Raw genomic sequence first — 22078 nt, forward strand, 5'->3', positions numbered from 1 at the left:
ACTTCGATTGATTAAGTCAGCAGATAAAACAGCGCTAACGGTGTTAAGATGATAAAATGAGGCCCATAACTGACGGTGCGTTATGGGCCTCATTTTATGAAGGGTATTGTAGTGTCAAAACCTAATGGGCAAAAGAAACTGGGTTTGCCTTTTTCTTGCATTATAGGCGACAATATCGCGCCTTTATTGAACCCCTCATAATGTTATCAAAACGATGCTATTAAAACAGCGCTATTAAAGTAATCCTCGATAGTGCCTTTAGCTTCGAATGACTCATATTGATCTGGCTACTATCGATACTGTTATTATTGATACAGTGGCTCTTTAGAGAGCTTTTTGATAGCGCACTTTTTTACTCATATTTATTGGAAGTCTGCTAAACCATGCCTGATACTGCAAAGAATTCGACTCGGCCTATCGCCTTAGATTTACAAGACGTCCATAAAAGCTATGGCTCATTAGACGTGCTAAAAGGGGTGTCTCTCACCGCCTATGATGGCGACGTTATCTCTATTTTAGGCTCATCCGGCTCCGGTAAGTCGACCTTGCTACGCTGTATTAATCTGCTAGAAAAGCCCAATCAGGGTCGTATCATCATTGGTAATGATGAGCTGATGCTAAAACCTAATAAGTCAGGCGAATTGCAAGCGGCAGATATCAAGCAGCTCGAAAGCTTACGTGCGCGCGTGGGTTTTGTTTTCCAAAACTTTAACTTGTGGCCGCACAAGACCATTTTGCAAAATATTATTGAAGGACCAACGCAGGTTCTGAAAATCAAAAAAGACCAAGCCATTAGCGATGCAGAAAAACTGCTCGATAAAGTCGGTTTGCTCGATAAAAAAGACGCGTATCCAGAAAATTTATCCGGCGGTCAGCGTCAGCGTGTTGCTATTGCACGCGCGCTTGCGATGAAGCCACAAGTACTATTGTTTGATGAGCCGACTTCTGCTTTGGACCCTGAGCTGGTCAATGAGGTGCTAGCCGTTATGCGCGAGCTGGCAGAAGAAGGGCGTACCATGTTGATTGTAACCCATGAGATGCGTTTTGCGCGTGAAGTGTCGAGCAAAGTGGTATTTTTACATCAAGGCGTTATTGAAGAGATTGGTACGCCTGAGCAGGTTTTTGATAATCCAAAATCTGAGCGTGTTAAAGACTTTATGGCAGCACACCGCCAAAACTAAAACACAGTTTTCAATTGCTTCAATTTTAATGGTTTTTAAACGATTAAAACGCCAAAATTGCTTGTTAGTAATCTTCTTAGAGCGTTTATTACTCAATAATCACAGTCGGTATGCAAAACGTTTGTTTTTGATATTTGAGTCAGGTATTATCAAAAGGTTTACAGGCAGTTGCTAGTAACGGCTGCTTGTGTCTTCTGTTAATTAAATTGCGTATCTGGCAGGGACGTCAGAGAACAAAATATCAGAACCCTATATTAAAAAAACCTATCAGAATTTAAGGAATGTATGATGTCGAATTCTCGCCTATTGTGGTCATCGATGACCGTCACCGCCGCGCTTATGCTTGGTGCTTGTAGTCAGCCTGCTAACGAAGCCACCGATACCAACACTGATGCCCCTGCTGCAGAAACGGCTGGGAAGACCATTCGTATCGCCACCGAGGGCGCTTACCCTCCTTTTAACTATACTAATGCCGATGGCAGCTTGGCGGGTTTCGATATCGATGTTGCCAATGCACTATGTGCGCAGATGCAAGCCAAATGTGAGATTGTCGCCCAAGATTGGGACGGTATTATTCCAGGCTTATTGGCGCAAAAATATGACGCCGTCATCGCTGGTATGTCTATCACGGCTGAGCGTCAAGAGAAAGTTGATTTTAGCGAACCCTACTTTGCCAATACCATGGTTTGGCTAACCGATACCAAAAGCGGCTTTGATCCTAAATCAATCAAAAGCTTAACTTTGGGCGGTCAACGTTCAACGACACCTGGTGCGTATTTACAAGACAATTATGAAGGCAAAGACGGTAACACCGTCAAGCTCTATGATAATTATGACAATGCTTATTTAGACCTAAAATCTGGTCGAAGTGATGCGGTGCTTGCTGAAAAAGTCTCCGCCAAATCATGGTTAGCGGACAACCCAGAAGGTTTCGGTATCGTAGGCGAAGAGATTGATAATGACGATAATATTGCCATTGCTGTGCGTAAAGGCGATCCAATCAAAGACAACTTTAACAAAGCGCTGAGCGAAATCCGTAGCAACGGTGAGCTTGCCCGTCTTGAACAGGAAAATTTCGGTCAATAATTTGCTTGATATGCTCTGGGAAGAGTCTTTAATGATTAGACTGCTTCGAGAAGCGTTGATTGACGAATAACTGACGAACACACTGCGGATTAATACACGGCTGGTAAATATATTAAGGAATAACCTTATGATCACTTCAATGACATCATCAATGAGCAAAAAAGCATTGTGGCTTGCACCACTGAGTGCAGCGATGCTTATGCTTACTGCTTGTAATAACAGCTCGGCACCAGTTGAAAGTACTGAAACAGCTGCCGCTACTGAGGCGCCTTTAAATATCAAAATCGCCACAGAATCAAGCTATAAACCTTTTAGTTATACTGATGCTGATGGCAAATTAATCGGCTATGAGATTGAGCTGGTTGACGCTCTATGTGCGCAAATGAAAGCTGACTGTGAAGTTATCTCGCAAGACTGGGATGGTTTGATTCCAGGACTGAATGCGCAGAAGTTTGATGCGGCCATCGCGGGTATGTCAATCACCCCTGAGCGTCAAGAAGTCGTAGAATTTAGCGACCCATACTTTCATACTGGCATCATCCTAATTGGTAAAAAAGGCGATGACATCAGTGTAGACTCTCTCAAAGGTCAGCCGATCGCGTCACAGCGCTCAACGGTTGCCTCACAATATCTGCAAGAAAAACATGCCGATTCTGACATCAAACTTTATGACACCCAAGACAATGCTTACCTAGACCTAACTTCAGGTCGTGTCCGTGCCATGATGTCTGATAAAGTAACGGGTATCGACTGGCTAAAAACTGAAGCCGGTAAAGGCTACGAAGTCAAAGGACAGGAAATCAGCACCAGTGAGGATGCCATGGGTATTGCCTTCCGTAAAGGTGATCCGTTAGTCGCTAAGTTTAATAAAGCTTTGGCTGAACTAAAAGACAATGGCACTTATGATCAACTTACCGGTAGCTATTTTGGTACCAGTTCAACGGCTGCGGCGCAAAAAGCAGTGGCGACTGACGGTGTCAAAGAAGTGGTGGTCGTTGATGAAGGTAATGTCGATGCCAATGCTGTTATCGCCAAAGAAGAACAAGCAGAAGCGGCGACTAAATAATAGAGCTTTTAACAAAGGTCTATTAGGTAAGAGCTGGTTTTAATAAAGCACGTTTTAACTAAAGCGTGCTTTATCCCGTTTATAGTATTTTACTCTGTAATAACATCAAGGATGATTATGAGCAACCATCTTGTCCCAGCCTGCATGACTACTACGTCTGCTATCATTTCGTCACCTAGCAAGCGTTTCTCAAATCCGAAGACAAAGACGATGCTAGCCCTAGCTGCGCTGTTGGCTTTGGCGGGTTGCAGCAATGGTCAAAACGAGACTAATGAAAACGTTAGCTCAGATGCCACCAACACCAAGGAAGCGACTGAAAATAATACCGCTGCGGCTGATGATAATGTACTGCGTATCGGTACCGAAGGGGCTTATGCACCCTTTAACTATACCAATGCTGATGGGACATTGGGCGGCTTCGATGTTGAAATAGCCAATGCAATCTGCGCCGATATGCAGATGACCTGTGAAATCATAGCGCAAGATTGGGACGGCATTATTCCTGGTCTCAAGGCTGGTAAATACGATGCCATCGTCGCGGCGATGTCAGTGACGCCTGAGCGTGCAAAACAAGTTGCTTTTACCGATCCGTACTTTAGTAACGCTTTGGTGTTTTTAGCCAAAAAAGACAGCAGCTTTGATCCAGCCAATAGCAGCGATATTAATGCACATTCTATTGCGGCGCAGCGCTCGACCATCTCTTCACAGTGGTTAGAAAATGCTTATCCAAAAGCCAATATGAAGCTCTATGATACCTTGAGTAATGCGTTTTTAGATTTAGGTGCAGGTCGCGTCGATGCCATGATATCTGACAAACTACCGGCGTTAGAGTGGCTTGGCTCACCGTCAGGTAGCGAGTACGTGCTAAAAGGCGATGAGATTGATATAAATGACAATTTTGCGATAGCTGTGCGTCCTAATGATGCAGCACTGCAAGCAAAAATTAATAAATCATTGGCCACTCTAAAGTCCAATGGTACTTATGATAAAATCAATCAAAAGTATTTTGCTGTACCAGCAAGCGCGACGCCAACAGAAGCACCAGCGGTAGAGAGCGCAGTACAGTAACGGCTCAGTATTATTCTTGCACAGAATTATCACTGTATTCACAACTGGATGAATCGCTTCTTAATAACTTATTAAATAGTGTCTTAATAAGCATGAGGGTATTTGAGCATAAAGACATTGCCATAATAGTGATGTCTTTTTTTGCTTTTTATAGCAAATCATTAAGTTCTAAGTGGGATTAACGGTCAACTTTTATCAAATCTTACTGATTTATTTGATATTTATGCTGATAAGCATCTATTTAGACAGCGCTTTTACATGTCAGTATTAACATAGCTGGTGACGAATATGATAAAATCAGCGCTCATTTCTACTGTGTCAATTACCGCCGCAATAATCGTATTTATCTGACGTCACTCTGTGACGTAAAAGGCCAAGCTCTATTTGGTCTAGCAGACGATTATCAGCAGCGCTCAGCTATTGATGCTGATTCTTTTAACTCATATTTTGCAACTTGCTAATATAAAGAGACTGAGTGGATAATTGTGTTTGATTTACAAGGATTTGGCGCGCTATTACTAAGCGGCGCAACCGTCACCATAAAACTTGCCATGACCAGTTTGGTCATCGGAATGGCGTTAGGTTTGCTCGGTGCCACAGCAAAGCTGTCTAATATCTGGCTGCTGCGTAAGCTTGCGACGGTTTATACCGCCACGATGCGCGGTATTCCTGAGCTGCTCTTGGTACTCTTTATCTATTATGGCGGCTCTATCGTGCTGATGAGCATCCTCAAAAAGTTTGGCTATAACGACTATGTCGAGATTAGCGCTTTTTGGGGCGGTGTGATGGCATTGTCTATTGCTTTTGGCGCTTATGCGACTGAAATTTTTCGCATGTCGATTCAAGAGATTCCAGTAGGGCAGCGCGAGGCCGCGCAAGCGATAGGGATGCGTCCTTTTCAGACCTTTTATCGTATTACGTTGCCGCAAGTGTGGCAAATTGCGCTGCCAGGTCTGGGCAATCTGTTTTTGGTATTACTCAAAGACACGGCATTGGTCTCGGTCGTGGGTCTCAAAGACATCATGTATCAGTCCTCGCGTGCGGCGCAGTCGACACAGCAGCCATTTACCTTTTATATGGCAGCGGCGATTATTTATTTGGGTCTGACCATGTTGATTACCGGCTTTATGATGTGGCTTGAGTGGCGTGCTAATCCGGCAGCACGTTATGCCAAAAAGCTGAGCCGTCAAACAACCCACCGTCAATCGACCATAGGGTAGAGGAGAGATACTATGGATTGGAATTGGCAGGTCATTTTTGACCATATCCCTGATTTACTTAATGGCGCGGTATTGACCGTACAGCTAGTCGTTTTCTCGGGTATTATCGGGCTGTTTTTTGGTTTAATTTTGGCGTTATTGCGGTTATCTAAAAATTGGCTAGTACAAGTCTTACCGTTTTTATATATCTTCTTTTTCCGTGGCACGCCGCTCTTGGTACAGATATTCCTGATTTATTATGGCCTTGGGCAGTTTGAAGCGGTACGTAACTCGTTCTTGTGGGAGCCGGTCCTTAGCCAAGCGTATTGGTGTGCCATCATTGCCTTTACCCTTAATACCAGTGCGTATTTGGCAGAGATTATTCGCGGTGCTATCCAAAATATCCCTGTGGGCGAGCTTGAAGCCGCCGATGCAATTGGGATGTCAAAATGGCAGAAGCTGACCCGTATTACTTTACCGCGTGCCTTTGGTATCGTGATTCCCGCTTACAGTAACGAAGTTATTTTTATGCTCAAAGGTAGTGCGCTGGCATCAACCATTGCTTTGATGGATATCACTGGCGTCGCCCGTACCATTAGTGCGCGCACCTATACCTTGATGGAATTGTTCTTTGCCGCCGGTGTGGTTTACCTATTGCTATCGTGGGTTATCTTATTTAGCTTTAGATTGTTCGAAAAACGCATGAATCGCCATGCCAGTTATGTACCACCAGATGTCGTCACCAATACGATTCCTTAGTTGTATTGATAGTGAATATAAAGTAAAAATCTAGCCATAATTTTATAAATTGCCGTGAGAATCTAATATGAGCCAATCACCACATATGTCTTTAGCTGAGGCGATTGCTGCGGGCGTTAATGATAATAGTGTTAATGATGCCAATGAGCGTTTACGTGCGTCTATCGGTAAGGTGGTCTGCGTCGGTCGTAACTACGCAGCGCATGCTGAAGAATTAGGCAATGAAGTACCTAAAGCACCGATATTATTTATGAAGCCTGCCTCTTCGGTGGTATCTATCCATCATGGCGTTGTACGTCCAAATCCATCGCTATATGGCGAGACCCATTATGAAGCTGAGCTGTGTGTGCAATTAGCCGCAGACTTATCAGCGGCAACGATTGAAGAAGCTAAGCAAGCCATTGGTGGCGTGACGTTAGGATTGGATTTGACCTTGCGTGAGCTGCAAACTGAGTTGAAAGAAAAAGGTCATCCATGGGAGCGTGCTAAGTGCTTTGATGGCGCTTGTGTGCTTGGCGATTGGCTTGACCCGCAAGCATTCGGCGATTTTAAAAATGTGCATTATCAGCTGAATATTAATAACGAGCTAAAGCAAGATGGTGATAGCGCTTTAATGCTATTTCCTGTTTATGAGTTATTGGTAAATATCAGCCATGCCTTTAGCTTGCAAGCAGGTGATGTGATTATGACCGGTACGCCAAGCGGCGTTGGTATATTACAAGCAGGTGACCAATTAACCCTAGCACTGGGTGCGCATGAATGGCATGCAGAGGTTAAGTAAGCTGTTTATTAGCGGTGAATAACAAAAATTGTTCATGATAAAATTTCTAATCCCTATCAAAACCCCAAATGATATTTGGGGTTTTTTATTTTAAACTTTAAGTGTGAGCATTACATATTTTTGCTTAATAAAAACTGCAGAAAAGCACTGTAAACAATATATATATATGCGCTTGTAACCGCTCTGACAATAAAGATACGGGACAGTTAAATCAATCTCTTCTGTTTATGGCATTTACAGGCTAGTATGTAAAACTTCCTTAATTGCTTGATGTATCAAAATTATGCTCAATCCAAAACCTTTCGACAGTATTCATGATTTATTTGCCACAACTCATCCTTCACCTGATAGTGAAGCGGGTGCTGATGAAGCTTTTCAAGGCGATGTCTATGAAGAGCTGGCGAAACTTGAATATATTTATGTCGATGAGATGAGCGCAGAGACTGTAGATAACAGCTATAGCAAACCGCATCAGCCTATCTCTTTGGTTGATTTCTTTGAAGGCTTGGCTCAGCTTGCAACCATGGGCGTGGTGGAAGTCACTGATATTGTAGAAGCTATCCATCGTGAGATTTTATTGCGGCCTTTAGGGCGGTTTAATCAAGGCAGTCTTGAGCGATGGCAGCGCGGTATTACCGGAAGAATTTACGGTACGGTACGTCAGGCAATGCAACTGGTGGGCAATAATCTCGCCTCAGGGTTGCGGCTTTACAACACTGTTTTAAAGCCCAAAAAAGTACAACCCTTACCAAGAAACTTACGCCGCCTGGTTAATATCCTAAATGGCGTCATGGGCGATCACCTTATCACCCATCATAATCCATTAGCAGTGTCGATGGTGCTGTACGATAAAGATAACTTTGTGCAAAGTGGCGCACTGTCAGGAAGGGTGATTGTTTTATGCCATGGTCTTTGTATGAGTCACTTGAGCTGGCAGATATCTGAAGAGGGTAATCTGGCTGAAAAGCTCAGCAGCAGCCTGCCAAACACGACGGTTTTGTATTTAAACTACAATACCGGCCGACGTATCTCTAATAATGGCCGTAACTTTGCAAAAGTCTTGCAAGATTTGGTCGAAAGTAATCCAGATATCACCCAGCTTGATTTAATCGGTCATAGTATGGGCGGTTTGGTGAGCCGTAGCGCGCTGTTTTATGGCAAAGAACAGGGTTTTAGCTGGGTTCAACGTGTGGGCAATCTTATCACTTTAGGCTCGCCGCACCATGGTGCCAGCTTGGAGCAAATTGGCAATTTTGTGCAAGATAAAATCGCTAAGCTGCCTTTTGCAGGTTCGCTGGCAAAGCTGGGTGATTTGCGTAGTGCGGGTATTATTGACTTACGTTATGGCAGTATTCGCGATGCGGACTGGAAATCAGCCGAAGGTCGCAGTGTGCTGCCCGCAGAGTTCCGCCATCCGACGCGCTTGCCTTTACATGTCAATACGTATTTGATCGCGGCAGCTTTGGTCGAAGTTCATTATAAATCTAAGACCACAAGCTTGCTCGGTGACGGACTGGTGTCAGTAGAATCAGCGCTGGGCGAATATACTGAAGAGCATACTTTACATGTGCCAGAAGGTCATAAGGCGATTTTTTATGGTGTCAATCATATGAACCTAATTTCTAACCATAGAGTGCACCAGCAAATCATTACTTGGTTATCAGCCAATAGCCAAGGTGATGCGCATGAAGCGAAGTATGCGCTTAATGATCGTATCTACTCTTATCCAGAAATTGATGAAGTTGCGTATTAAGCATTCTTGAAATCATTAATATCATGTTTAATAAGTGTAGAGCAATAAGCGTAGAATGATAAAAACCCTCAAGCATAACACTTAAGGGTTTTTTGACTTAATCGGAATCAAATACGTACAATCAATCAAATAAATAAAATTACAGCCTACTCAGAAAAAATCGTGGCTACATCGTCTTTATTAAATTTATAGATTTCACCGCAGAACCCGCAATCCATCTCAAAAGTACCACCTTGCTCTTCGATGATATCTAAGATTTCCGTTTCACCGATTTGCTCGATAGCCATTTCACACTTCTCGCGTGAGCATGTGCAGCCAAATGATAAAGACACAGGATCAGGGGCAACGACGTTTTCTTCATGATATAAGCGATAAAGAATCTCATTGGTATCTAGCGTGGTCAACTCTTCCGCTTTCACCGTGCGCGTTAATACGCTTAAGCGCGTCCACAAGTCATCATCGATACCAGCGTCTTGGTTTTGCTCGACTTCATAAGTTTCTTGAGCCGTACGAGGTAGCATTTGTACCAAGATACCACCCGCTTGCAAACCGTCAGATGCCAAGTTAATCAGCGTTGGAATCTGTGCCGATTGTTTTTGATAATGGGCTAAGCAGTCAGCCAAATTGTCGTGGCTACGTTCAACGATACCTTGATACGGCTCGCCGCCATCAGGCTGGATATTGATAAATAATACCCCTTGACCGGCAGCACCCAACTCCGCAAAGGCTTCTTTAGCATGGGTCATCTGTTCCCATGCCTGAGCTTGCTCGTCAGTATCGCCTTTCCAGCTGGCAAGCGCACGGATGATACCGTCTTGGTCACATTCTGCCATCGCCCAATTCAGTAAGCTGTCACTATCTGCTGACTGCAACTGTATCGATAAACGACCATTGATTTTAACGGTACTGATAAGCAAACTTGCTGCTGTCAGCATCTCACCCAATAAGCGCTTAATTGCTTCAGGGTAGGGCTTTTGCGCAATCGTCGTCGCATAGCTGCGTGATAGGCGCACCACATCACCGCGCACCGGTGAATCTTCGATAAAAAAGCGTTGGCGCACGTCGTTATCATGGTGGTGAACAACCGCTTGGCTCTCAGTATTTGGGGCTTGAATATCTTGTGTCATAGGTCATAGGTAGTATTAAGAAGTTGTTAGCTTTATGGGGATTGATCGCGATTTATCAATCATAGCTGTTAAATTGCTTGCTGAATTTAAGTTATTTATTAAGCATAGATGCTCTTATGAAGCGTCTAAATAGCGGTAAGCATTCTATATACTCATGTCTGTTTTATTGACTATTCATCAATATTAAAAGCTTAAATATTTTAAAAGTTAGCCTCATTAAAAAAAGTTTACCCCCACTGCTCGAATTGTTGTACAGTAACATTAAGTTGCACAGTAATAAATAACAGCAACAGCACGGATGCATGGCGATAAAGGTCATTAATGGCTTAAACAGCGCCAAAGTCCCCTCTCAATTTTGTGATAATGTGATAAAAGGATGTATCTCATGACCTACTTAATCTCTAAACCGTTGACTTTGGTTGCCTTTATGGCGTTGGGCTTAGCGGGCTGTAATAATAGCAATCAGACCAGCACTGAAGCGCCGCCAGCAGATGGGGCGGCTACGACAGAAAAGGCTGCGAATGCCAACGGTACGCTACAAAAAATCAAAGAGTCAGGCACTATCGTGGTCGGTCACCGTGATTCTTCTATTCCATTCTCTTATATCGCTGATGACCCAAATCAGCCGATTGGCTATGCCCATGATTTAGAGATGAAAGTGGTTGACGCGGTAAAAGAAAAGCTGAATATGCCGGATCTAAAAATTCGCTATAACCTTATTACTTCGCAAACTCGTATTCCTCTGGTGCAAAACGGTACGGTCGACTTTGAGTGTGGCTCAACCACCAACAACGAAGAGCGCCAAAAACAAGTGGCCTTCTCAAACGGCTTCTTTGAAATCGGTACGCGCCTATTGACCAAAAAAGACTCTGGTATTAAAGGTTTTGAAGACTTAAAAGGTAAAACCTTGGTCACCACTGCGGGCACGACCTCAGAACGTTATATTCGTGAATACAACGATGATAAGAAAATGAACATCAATATCATCTCAGCAAAAGACCATGGCGAAGCCTTCTTGATGCTAGAAAATGGCCGTGCTGATGCCTTTATGATGGATGACGTCCTACTTGCTGGCGAAAAAGCCAAAGCAAAAAATCCTGATGACTGGGTTATCGTTGGTGAGCCACAATCCTTTGAGATTTATGGTTGTATGATGCGTAAAGATGATCCTGAATTCAAAGCGGTGGTCGATGAAGCATTAGCCAATGTCTTTAAATCAGGTGAGATCAATAGCATTTATGACAAATGGTTTATGAATCCTATTCCACCAAAAAATGTCAATCTGAAATTTGAGATGTCTGATAACTTAAAAGCCTTGATTGCCAATCCACATGATAGCGATCAGCCAAAAGTAGCGACTGCACAGTAATCATTGTCCCTCAATATAGCTTGCTGACGCGCTCAGATTGATCTTAATGTCAATCTGGCGCGTCGGCTTTTCAATCGCTGCTTGGAGAGACAATCATGAATTATAGCTGGAACTGGGGTGTGCTCTTTGAGCAGACCGGTATCGGTAACGAGCTTTATATCCATTGGATGATTACGGGTCTTGGCTGGCTGTTATTGATTGGCAGCATCGCGTGGGCTATCGCTATGGTCGTGGGTACCATTTTTGGTATTATGCGTACCTTGCCTAATAAGGCTGCTCGTAGCATTGGCACCGCCTATGTGACGTTCTTTCGCAATATTCCACTTCTCGTGCAATTATTCTTTTGGTTTTATATTGCCCCTGGTTGGCTGACGCCCGCGATACAGGATTGGTGGTATAAGGACTTATCTCCCAACACCTCAGCCATGCTGTCAGCAAGTATTGGTTTAGGGTTATTTACCGCGGCGCGTATCGTCGAACAAGTACGTACTGGTATCGAGTCACTTCCTGAAGGACAAATAAACGCCGCCTACGCGCTCGGCTTTAGTATCCCGCAAGCGTATAAAGAAGTGCTATTGCCGCAAGCCTTTCGAGTTATTTTGCCACCGCTGAGCTCGGAGCTGACCAACTGCTTTAAAAACGCCTCAGTGGCGTCTTTAGTAGGGGTAATGGAGCTGATTAGTCAGACCAAAACCATCAGTGAATATACCCAAAACAGTCTCGAGATTTATACTTATGCGACCATTATTTATCTGGTCTTTAATCTGTCTCTGATTGCTATCATGGGGTTAATTGAACGTAAACTGCGTGTACCTGGGCTAATTGCGGGAGGTCAGAAATGAGCATGATGACCGAATTGGCAACCGCTTATCCTGGATTGATGGGTGGGATGCTGACCACTTTAAAAGTATTGTTTTTGGCTATTTTGGGCGGCATCAGTTTAGGGACGGTACTGGCCTTGATGCGCTTATCTGGTATCAAAGCACTTGAGATACCGGCAAAGCTATACGTCAATTATTTCCGTTCAGTACCGTTGCTATTGGTGCTGCTATGGTTTTATTTCGCCGTACCGATGATTTATTTTTGGATAGCTGGTAAATATCTACAGCTAGATACCGCTTTTACCTCGTGTGTCGTCGCTTTTATGATGTTTGAAGCAGCATACTTTTCAGAGGTGGTACGGGCTGGTATTCAATCTATCGGCAGTGGGCAGGTTAATGCCGCCAAAGCGCTTGGGATGACTTACGGCCAAACAATGCGCTTGATTATCTTGCCGCAAGCCTTTCGCAAAATGCTACCGCTGATTTTGCAGCAATGTATTATTTTATTCCAAGATACGACGTTGGTTTTTGCTATTGGTTTGACGGATTTTTTCCGCGCCGCCTACGTCCGTGGTGAGCTGATGGGCTTATTAACGCCTTATATTTTGGGCGCTGGTGCTATTTACTTTATCATCAGCTTAAGTGCCTCTGTAGGCGTGCAGCAACTGCAAAAACGCTTAAGGTTTTAATAGCTTTTATGAAATCGGTATCGAAAATTGCATAAGAAGAGCTTTATTTAATAATTGTGAAAGTAATGTAGTTAGGAGCCAGTGATGAATGAGCCAGTAATGAATAATGCTGACACGTATATAAATAAATTTGGCGGACTGGTCACCGACAATGGTCATGCGAGCGATGAGATAGTCATCAAGATGAGCAGCGTCAGCAAATGGTATGGCGACTTTCAGGTGCTAAATGACTGTACCGCCCATGTGCACAAGGGTGATGTGGTGGTGGTCTGTGGTCCATCGGGTAGTGGTAAGTCAACCTTGATAAAAACGGTCAATGGACTTGAGCCTTTTCAAAAAGGTGATATTATGGTCAACGGTATCTCTGTGGGGGCGCCAAAGACCAATTTACCCAAACTGCGCAGTAGTGTCGGTATGGTATTCCAGCATTTTGAATTGTTTCCACATCTGACTATTATAGATAATCTGACAGTGGCGCAAATTAAGGTGTTGGGTCGTAAAGAAAGCGAGGCCAAACAAAAAGCCATGGCGTATCTCGACCGCGTCGGGCTGACGGTACAAGCGGCAAAATATCCAGCTGAGCTATCCGGCGGGCAGCAGCAGCGCGTTGCGATTGCCCGTGCACTAGCGATGGATCCGGTGGCGATGCTGTTTGATGAGCCAACCTCGGCACTTGACCCGGAGATGATTCAAGAAGTGCTTGACGTGATGGTTGAGCTAACTCGTGATGGTATGACCATGATGTGCGTAACCCATGAGATGGGTTTTGCCAGTCAGGTCGCGAATCGGATTATCTTTATGGATGAAGGTCATATAGTCGAAAACTGTAGCAAAGATGAGTTTTTTGAAGGCGCGAAAAGTGATCGCGCGCAGATGTTCTTATCAAAGATTCTCAATCATTAAAATCCAATACTGTTTTTCAATTATTTGTTAAAGCGTCTATTAATAGACGCTTTTTTTATTGTAAGCCACTACGTGAGTGAATACCTGTTTACTGATACAATGGCAGTCACTATCATAAAAATAAAATAATCTCTCATCTATCATGGAGTCAGTATGAGCCCAAAAACTATGCTTTCATCGACAACAGCAGAATCTAAAGGTATCGTTATCATCGGTGCAGGTTTAGCAGGCTGGCACGTCATTGATGCGATTCGTGCAAAGGATAAAGACATTCCGATTACCTTGATCACTTCTGATAATGGCGATCGTTATCATAAACCCATGCTAACGATGGCGATTAGCCAACAGAAAAATGCAGCGGATTTGGTACGGGCGACTGGTAGCGATGCTGCAAAGGCTGCAAATATTAACTTGCTTGCCGATACGCAAGTGACCGATATTGACCCTACTAGCCAAACCGTACAGCTTATCTCGGCGCTGCGCTCAGATCCGGTTTATACCAATTACGCTACTATCGGCTATGACAAGCTGGTACTGGCGATGGGCGCCCATCCTATCTTTCCAAAAAGTTTGCCACAAGACTTGGTCTGGCATGTCAATCATATTGAGCGTTTTGGACAATTACAAGAGAAGCTGGCAACCGGCAGTCAGCACATTGCCATCGTTGGTGCCGGAATGGTTGGGACAGAAATCGCCGAAGACTTATTAAAAGCTGGTCATCAAGTGACACTAATTGATTTGAATGACGCGCCGTTATCACAGATGCTACCGCCACAAGCTACTGCTCGTATTGCCAAAGCAGTGCAGTCGCAGGGCATTAACTTTTTAGGCGGTTATCAAGTATCTGATGTCACCCGTAATAGTGAGGGTAAGCTGCAAGTTAGTTATGAAGCAGTCGCCTCAGCCACCGACAGTGATACTGCTCAGCAACCCGAAACATTAATTGTTGACCATGTGATTGCTAGTGCTGGTTTGACCGTTGATGATAAATTACCAACCGCAGCTGGGGTTGAGTTCAATCGCCGCACCGGTATCGTGGTGGATGCGCCAACGCTGCGTACCAATACCGACAATATCTATGCGATTGGCGACTGTATGTCTATCAATGGCGTTGCTTGCCGTTATGTCGCGCCATTACGTGCGCAAGCCGCCACCATTGCTGATGACATCTTGGGTTTAGAGCACGGCGGTTATGATCATAAGCCACCGATGATTCGCTTAAAAAACAAAGCGATATCGGTAATGGCGACGGGCGTGCCACAAGCGTCTGGTAATTGGCAGGTAAAGACTGAAACTGATGAGGAGCTCATCATGGATTTACTCGATGATAATAATGAAGTTAGCGCAACAGTCACTATTAAAGCGCCTGTCATCCCTAACGTTTAATGATTAAAAAAACTCTAAGCCATAGCCAGTGCTGCCATTCTAATACAGTGCTGGCTTTTTTTTATTGATATCTACCGCATCTCTTTTATCGATTTTAGACTTAAGAACGCTTCAGTCTGATATTATCGATACATATCGTATTGTTATTGATATTCTTTAATTTAAAGCACCGTATCATTGGTTAAAACTTAGTTTAGTTTAATCAGAATCTGCGGTGATAAATCTATAGCGATAAAGAGTATTCATTAAAAAGTATTCAAGGAAAAATATCGCATTTAATTTGGTAGCCTATTTTTATAGCACTGCTAAAAACCCTAAACCCTAAACCCTAAACCGTAAAACGAAAGGACTCGTTATGACTCAGCTTACTGATTTTGACAGTATTCTTAATAATGTTCCAAAAGTTGATGTAGGTGCGCGCTCGGCAAATGCGCCACTCAGCCAAAGCCATGATAAAGGACTTGATGTGCAGTTGATTGAGGCGACCATTGGGGATTTTTTTGATGCGATTGTTGATAAATATCCTGAGCGTGAAGCCTTGGTTTCCCGCCATCAAAATATCCGCTGGACTTATCGTGACTTACAGGGAAAAGTTAATCAGTTGGCCAGTAGCATTATTGAGATGGGACTTGAGATAGGCGATCGTATCGCTATTTGGTCGCATAACAATGCTGAATGGCTGCTGATGCAATTAGCGACAGCGAAAATCGGTGTAATCCTAGTTAATATCAATCCTGCTTATCGTACCTTTGAGCTGCAATATGCACTGAATAAACTGGGCTGTTCGGCATTGGTATTGATGCGTCATTTTAAAAGCAGCGACTATACACAGATGATTCGTGAGCTGTGTCCTGAGATTTATCATAAGAATTATCAGCAACTTGATTTGGTCGAGATTCCGACGATTGAGCGCATCATTTGGATTGATGAGCCAGACAGTGATGAAAATTTTAATTTTATGCAAAAATTTTCGGATTGGATGGCGGAAGGTGATGCCAATGATCCACGCGTCGCAGAGCGCCAAGCCCAGCTTAAGAATACTGATGCTATTAGTGTGCAGTTTACCAGTGGCACAACAGGGACACCGAAAGGCGCCACCTTAAGCCATCGTAATATCTTGAATAATGGCTATTTTCTTGGCGAAGGCATGAAGTTAACCTGTGATGATAGGCTGTGTATTCCATTACCGCTGTATCACTGCTTTGGCATGGTGGGTGGTAATCTCGCCATTTTAACTCATGGTGGCTGTGCGGTTTATCCTAATGATGGTTTTGATCCGCTAACGGTATTGCAGACGGTCGAAGAGGAGAAATGTACCGCTTTGCTTGGCGTACCGACGATGTTTATCGCGGAGCTCGATCATCCAGACTTCGATAGCTTTGATTTGTCCAGCTTGCGCACCGGTATCATGGGCGGCTCTAGCTGTCCGATTGAGGTCATGCGCCGTGTGATGGATAAGATGCACATGAAGGAAGTTACCATTGCTTATGGCATGACTGAGACCAGTCCAGCTTCTTGTCAGACCAGCTCGCAAACGCCACTTGAAAAGAGAGTCTCTACCGTAGGAATGGTACTGCCAGGTCTTGAGGTCAAAATCGTTGACACTGAAACGGGTCAAGTCGTGCCGATTGGAGAGATAGGCGAATTACATACGTATGGCTATGCGGTGATGAAAGGCTATTGGGGCAGCCGCTTTAAAACCCGTGCGGCAATCACTGATGGCTGGATGCATACCGGTGATTTGGCAACGATGGATGAAGATGGCTATATTACTGTGGTTGGGCGTAGTAAAGATATGATCATTCGTGGCGGCGAAAATATCTATCCAGTAGAAGTCGAAAACTATCTCTATCGCCATCCAAAAATTCGCGATGTACAAATAGTTGGCGTTCCTGATCAAAAGTATGGCGAAGTATTGGCGGCGTGGATTATTGCAAAAGAGATAGATAGCTTAAGTGAAGAAGAGATAAGACAGTTTTGTCGTGAACATATTGCTCATTATAAAGTGCCGACCTATTTCCGCTTCGTGACTGAATATCCAATGACCGTCACCGGAAAAATTCAGAAATATAAAATAGTTGAGCAAATGGTGGAGGAATTGGGTCTAGGATAACTTGAAACTATTAATCACTGGAAAAGCCAGCTTTTTACTATTATGGTATAAGGCTGGCTTTTCCGATTTAAGTCATATAAAAGACTCGTCATCTAGCAATCAATGATAAATTGATTTTATATCTTCTTTTTAAATGATACATATTGTATTACTATTATTGACAGCTTTCGATTTAAGGCGGTATAGTAGTTAACGCCAGTCAAGACCTGTTCAAGGAAGAATGAAGAGGTCATAGGCGACCAATAAGCACCATAAAAAGTAAAACGAAAGGACTCGTTATGACGCAAAATATTGATTTCAATACTATCTTAGCTAATATTCCTAGCATCAATATGGGTGCACGCTCGGCAAATGCGCCACTCACCCAAAGCTATGATAAAGGTCCTGATGTGCCGCTGATAGAAGCGACCATTGGTGACTTTTTTGATGCTATCGTCTCTAAATATCCTGAACGCGAAGCACTGGTTGTACGTCACCAAAATATCCGCTGGACTTATCGTGAGCTACAGCAGCAAGTCAATCAGCTGGCAAGCAGTATGATTGAGATGGGACTTGAGATTGGCGATCGTATCGGTATCTGGTCGCACAACAATGCTGAATGGCTGCTGATGCAATTAGCCACCGCGAAAGCCGGCGTTATCCTAGTCAATATCAATCCTGCCTATCGTACCTTTGAGCTACAATATGCGTTGAATAAATTGGGCTGTTCAGCATTGGTATTGATGCGCCATTTCAAAAGCAGCGACTATGCGAGTCTGATTCGCGAGCTGTGCCCTGAGATTTATCATAAAGATTATACTCAGCTTGATTTGGTCGAGATTCCGACGATTGAGCGCATTATTTGGATTGATGAGCCAAACTCTGATGAAGAGTTTAATTATATGCAGAAGTTTTCGGCTTGGATGGCTGAAGGTGATGCCAACGATCCGCGTGTTGCAGAGCGCCAAGCCCAGCTCAGAAACACGGATGCTATCAATGTACAGTTCACTAGTGGCACAACCGGTACGCCAAAAGGTGCCACCTTAAGCCACCGCAATATCCTGAATAACGGCTATTTTATTGGTGAGGCTATGAATCTCACTGAAGAAGATAGGCTGTGCATTCCGGTACCTTTGTATCATTGCTTCGGTATGGTACTTGGTAACTTGGCGATTCTTACACATGGCGGTTGTATCGTCTATCCGAACGATGGTTTTGAGCCTTTGTCAGTATTAAAAGCAGTCGAAGAAGAAAAATGTACGGGGCTACATGGCGTTCCAACGATGTTTATCGCTGAGCTTGACCATCCTGAATTTAAAAATTTCGATTTATCCACTTTGCGTACTGGCATTATGGCAGGCTCTAGCTGTCCGATTGAGGTCATGCGTCGCGTCATCGATGAGATGCACATGAAGGAAGTGACCATTGCTTATGGCATGACCGAAACCAGTCCCGTATCTTGCCAGACCAATGAGCATACGCCACTTGATAAGCAAGTCTCGACCGTAGGACTCGTGCAGCCAGCGCTTGAAGTCAAAGTCATCGATACCGAAACAGGTGAGATTGTACCGTTAGGTGAGACTGGTGAGTTACTGACTCGTGGTTACTCAGTAATGAAAGGCTATTGGGGTAGCCGCTTTAAAACGCGTGAGGCCATTCAAGATGGCTGGATGCATACTGGTGATTTGGCGACCATGGACGAAGATGGCTATGTCAAAGTCGTTGGTCGTAGTAAAGATATGGTCATCCGCGGTGGTGAAAACATCTATCCAGTAGAAGTCGAGAATTATCTCTATCGCCATCCGAAAATTCGTGATGTACAAATCGTTGGCATCCCAGATAAGCGTTATGGCGAAGTATTGGCTGCTTGGATTATTCCTAAAGAAGAGGGCTGCTTAACGGAAGAAGAAGTACGCCAATTCTGTAGTGAGCATATCGCCCATTATAAAGTGCCGACCTATTATCGCTTTGTGACTGAGTACCCGATGACCATCACTGGTAAAATTCAGAAATATAAAATTATTGAACAGATGAAAGAAGAATTGGGTCTATAAAAACTTGAGCTGTTTTATTTCTTATTTTACTAATGACTTATATTAGTAAAGACTAAAATAACCAGCAGCTAGAATAACTCTTATAAAAAAACTACTCGCATTGACGCATTAAAGAAAAGGGATATCATGAGCGCTATCATAACCAGTAAACTGAGTCCAAACGCGGCTGAATTTCAGCAAAACAGTGCCGCTATGCAAGCGGTGGTCGACGACTTATATGTGCACTTGCGTAAAGTCGTCCAAGGCGGTTCAGAGCGTGCGCGAGCTAAGCATTTAGCGCGTGGCAAACTCTTGCCTCGTGAGCGTGTCGAGCGTTTGCTTGATGTTGGGACACCATTCTTAGAAGTGGCGCCGATGGCGGCGCATGATATGTATGGCGAAGATATTCCAGCGGCCGGCGTGATTGCTGGTATTGGTCGCATTAACGGCACTGAGTGTATGATTGTCTGTAATGATGCCACCGTAAAAGGCGGTACTTATTATCCAATGACGGTCAAGAAACATCTACGTGCACAAGAAATTGCGCAAGAAAATAACCTGCCTTGTGTGTATTTGGTGGACTCGGGTGGCGCTAACTTACCTAACCAAGACGACGTATTTCCTGATAAAGAGCACTTTGGGCGCATCTTTTTTAATCAGGCCAATATGAGTGCGGCGGGTATTCCACAGATTGCCGTGGTCATGGGCAGCTGTACGGCTGGCGGTGCTTATGTACCGGCGATGAGTGACGAATCTATCATCGTTAAAGACCAAGGAACCATCTTTTTAGGTGGTCCGCCATTGGTAAAAGCGGCGACCGGCGAAGAAGTTACGGCCGAGGACTTGGGCGGCGGCGATGTGCATACGCGTCTGTCAGGCGTGGTTGATCACTTGGCGCAAAACGATACCCATGCGTTATCGATTGCCCGTAATATCGTCAGTCATCTAAACCGTCCTGCGAAGCAAGTGCCGAATCAAATTAAACCACGTCCACCACGCTATGATGCCAAAGAGCTATATGGCGTCATTCCAACAGATAAGCGCAAGCCCTTTGATATCAAAGAAATCATCGCCCGTATCGTCGATGACAGTGCTTTTGATGAATTTAAAGCACGTTTTGGCACGACGCTGGTGTGTGGTTTCGCGCATATCGAAGGTATGCCAGTTGGTATTATCGCCAACAATGGCATCTTATTTAGTGAATCGGCGCAAAAAGGCACGCACTTTATTGAGCTATGCTGTAAGCGTAAAATCCCGTTGGTATTCTTGCAGAATATCACTGGCTTTATGGTTGGCCGTAAATACGAAAATGAAGGTATTGCTCGTCATGGTGCCAAGATGGTCATGGCGGTGGCTAATGCCAAAGTACCAAAATTTACCGTTATTGTCGGCGGCTCATTCGGTGCTGGCAACTACGGCATGTGTGGCCGTGCTTATAGCCCACGCTTCTTATGGATGTGGCCAAATGCGCGTATCTCTGTGATGGGCGGTGAGCAAGCAGCCTCTGTATTGGCAACGGTTAAGCGTGACAACTTCGACCGCAAAGGTGAGGAATGGAGTAGCGAGGACGAAGCGGCATTTAAAGCCCCGATTCTCGATATGTATGAAAAGCAAGGTCATCCATATTATGCCACTGCTAGACTGTGGGATGACGGCGTAATTGATCCTGCTGATACCCGTAATGTATTAGCATTAGGGCTGAGCGCTGCCTATAACGCACCGATTGAAGAGACAACCTTTGGTGTCTTTAGAATGTAGCATTAAATGGTATATCGTCAGTCATTTAGCGCTCATAAATACATAAAAAATAGAGAAAGTTATGCAACAAACTTTGAATAATTATAAAAGCCTACTGGTTAACATTGAGCAGCATATCGCGACGGTAACTTTAAACCGTCCTGAGATACGTAATGCCTTTAATGATGAAATGATTGCCGAGCTGACGGATGCATTTGATAAGCTTGGCGCTGATGATGATGTACGTGTTATCGTCTTAGCGGCTGCGGGTAAGGCATTTTGTGCCGGTGCGGATCTTAATTGGATGCGTACGATGGCAGATTATAGCTATGAAGAAAATTTAGCCGATGCTGATAAACTCGCGCAAATGCTCAAGACCATTTATGAGTGCCCTAAGCCAACGGTTGCCGCTATCCAAGGTGACGTCTATGCAGGCGGCATGGGCTTGGTGGCCGTTTGTGATGTGGCCATTGCGGTTAAAATCGCCAACTTCTGCCTCAGTGAAGTGCGTTTGGGATTGGCGCCAGCGACCATCAGCCCTTATGTCATACGCGCATTAGGTGCTAGAGCCTCGCAGCGTTATTTCTTAAGCGCAGAAGTATTTGATGCCAAAAAGGCGCGGCAGTTAGGTTTTATTCATGAGCGCGTCAGTGAGGAATCACTTGATGAGGCAGTTGCTCTATTCTGCGCTACAGTGGTCAAAAACAGCCCAGATGCGGTTAAGACCTGCAAACGTTTATTACATGAAGTCGCGGGCGCACCGATTACCGATGAGCTAATTGCTGACACCGTCAAAGGTATTGCTGATATTCGTTCATCACAGCAAGGCAAAGAAGGTGTGCAAGCATTTTTACAGAAGCGCAAGCCTGATTGGCTGACAGCAGATTAATAGTAAAAGAGGCTTTCGGCAAATTGATGATAAATTAACAATAAATACTATTTAATTTAAACCAGTCGTATGTGAACATCAGCATATATTTTTATTATTTATCAATGTAAAAAACGATAAAAATGACAAGACACAGGGA

At 44.1% G+C, this 22078-nt stretch carries 18 protein-coding genes; 17 read left to right on the top strand and 1 reads right to left on the bottom strand.

Annotation, left to right across the window (positions count from 1 at the left end; all coding sequences use genetic code 11):
- Nucleotides 1-383 precede the first annotated feature (383 nt).
- From FQ084_RS10605 to FQ084_RS10640, 8 genes are all read left to right on the top strand, one after another.
- On the top strand, nt 384-1181 hold the full coding sequence (locus FQ084_RS10605) for an ABC transporter ATP-binding protein (RefSeq protein ID WP_149490590.1): 798 nt from the start codon (nt 384-386) through the stop codon (nt 1179-1181).
- A gap of 285 nt (nt 1182-1466) precedes the next feature.
- Nucleotides 1467-2267, top strand: coding sequence for a transporter substrate-binding domain-containing protein (locus FQ084_RS10610; RefSeq protein ID WP_188032946.1), 801 nt, complete (start codon nt 1467-1469; stop codon nt 2265-2267).
- 127 nt (nt 2268-2394) lie between these two features.
- Nucleotides 2395-3333, top strand: a complete 939-nt coding sequence (locus tag FQ084_RS10615) for a transporter substrate-binding domain-containing protein (protein ID WP_149490592.1) — start codon at nt 2395-2397, stop codon at nt 3331-3333.
- Between the two features lie 117 nt (nt 3334-3450).
- Entirely contained in the window at nt 3451-4401 is a 951-nt protein-coding gene (locus FQ084_RS10620; RefSeq protein WP_410477341.1) for an ABC transporter substrate-binding protein, read from the top strand.
- Nucleotides 4402-4886: 485 nt separating this feature from the next.
- Nucleotides 4887-5621, top strand: a complete 735-nt coding sequence (locus tag FQ084_RS10625) for an ABC transporter permease (protein ID WP_149490593.1) — start codon at nt 4887-4889, stop codon at nt 5619-5621.
- 12 nt (nt 5622-5633) lie between these two features.
- Nucleotides 5634-6359 carry an ABC transporter permease gene (locus FQ084_RS10630; protein WP_149490594.1) on the top strand — a complete coding sequence of 242 codons (726 nt, stop codon included), beginning with the start codon at nt 5634-5636 and terminating at the stop codon, nt 6357-6359.
- A gap of 67 nt (nt 6360-6426) precedes the next feature.
- On the top strand, nt 6427-7140 hold the full coding sequence (locus tag FQ084_RS10635) for a fumarylacetoacetate hydrolase family protein (RefSeq protein ID WP_149490595.1): 714 nt from the start codon (nt 6427-6429) through the stop codon (nt 7138-7140).
- A 283-nt stretch (nt 7141-7423) separates the two neighbouring features.
- Nucleotides 7424-8893, top strand: coding sequence for an alpha/beta fold hydrolase (locus FQ084_RS10640; protein WP_149490596.1), 1470 nt, complete (start codon nt 7424-7426; stop codon nt 8891-8893).
- 146 nt (nt 8894-9039) lie between these two features.
- Here the strand turns inward: FQ084_RS10640 and FQ084_RS10645 are convergent, their stop codons facing one another.
- A complete protein-coding gene (locus tag FQ084_RS10645) occupies nt 9040-10020 on the bottom strand; it encodes an Hsp33 family molecular chaperone HslO (RefSeq protein WP_149490597.1) in 981 nt (326 codons plus the stop codon).
- Nucleotides 10021-10405: 385 nt separating this feature from the next.
- On the opposite strand from FQ084_RS10645, the gene FQ084_RS10650 reads away from it, so the two are divergent.
- From FQ084_RS10650 to FQ084_RS10690, 9 genes are all read left to right on the top strand, one after another.
- Complete coding sequence (locus FQ084_RS10650) at nt 10406-11389, top strand: glutamate/aspartate ABC transporter substrate-binding protein (RefSeq protein ID WP_188032947.1); 984 nt, start codon at nt 10406-10408, stop codon at nt 11387-11389.
- Nucleotides 11390-11484: 95 nt separating this feature from the next.
- The gene (locus FQ084_RS10655; protein WP_149490599.1) at nt 11485-12231 is read left to right on the top strand and encodes an amino acid ABC transporter permease; all 747 of its coding nucleotides are present in this window, start codon (nt 11485-11487) and stop codon (nt 12229-12231) included.
- A complete protein-coding gene (locus FQ084_RS10660) occupies nt 12228-12899 on the top strand; it encodes an ABC transporter permease subunit (RefSeq protein WP_149490600.1) in 672 nt (223 codons plus the stop codon). The genes FQ084_RS10655 and FQ084_RS10660 overlap by 4 nt, the downstream gene beginning before the upstream one ends.
- A 183-nt stretch (nt 12900-13082) precedes the next feature.
- Nucleotides 13083-13802, top strand: a complete 720-nt coding sequence (locus FQ084_RS10665; protein WP_188032955.1) for an amino acid ABC transporter ATP-binding protein — start codon at nt 13083-13085, stop codon at nt 13800-13802.
- A 153-nt stretch (nt 13803-13955) separates the two neighbouring features.
- A complete protein-coding gene (locus FQ084_RS10670; protein WP_149490602.1) occupies nt 13956-15188 on the top strand; it encodes an FAD-dependent oxidoreductase in 1233 nt (410 codons plus the stop codon).
- Nucleotides 15189-15543: 355 nt separating this feature from the next.
- Nucleotides 15544-17301 (top strand): AMP-binding protein, encoded by a 1758-nt coding sequence (locus tag FQ084_RS10675; RefSeq protein ID WP_149490603.1) that lies wholly within the window; start codon nt 15544-15546, stop codon nt 17299-17301.
- 278 nt (nt 17302-17579) lie between these two features.
- Complete coding sequence (locus FQ084_RS10680) at nt 17580-19334, top strand: AMP-binding protein (RefSeq protein WP_149490604.1); 1755 nt, start codon at nt 17580-17582, stop codon at nt 19332-19334.
- Between the two features lie 126 nt (nt 19335-19460).
- Nucleotides 19461-21071 (top strand): carboxyl transferase domain-containing protein, encoded by a 1611-nt coding sequence (locus FQ084_RS10685; protein WP_149490605.1) that lies wholly within the window; start codon nt 19461-19463, stop codon nt 21069-21071.
- Between the two features lie 61 nt (nt 21072-21132).
- On the top strand, nt 21133-21939 hold the full coding sequence (locus FQ084_RS10690; protein ID WP_149490606.1) for an enoyl-CoA hydratase/isomerase family protein: 807 nt from the start codon (nt 21133-21135) through the stop codon (nt 21937-21939).
- Nucleotides 21940-22078 lie beyond the last annotated feature (139 nt).

It is taken from the genome of Psychrobacter sp. ANT_WB68 (assembly GCF_008369115.1).
Taxonomy (GTDB): domain Bacteria; phylum Pseudomonadota; class Gammaproteobacteria; order Pseudomonadales; family Moraxellaceae; genus Psychrobacter.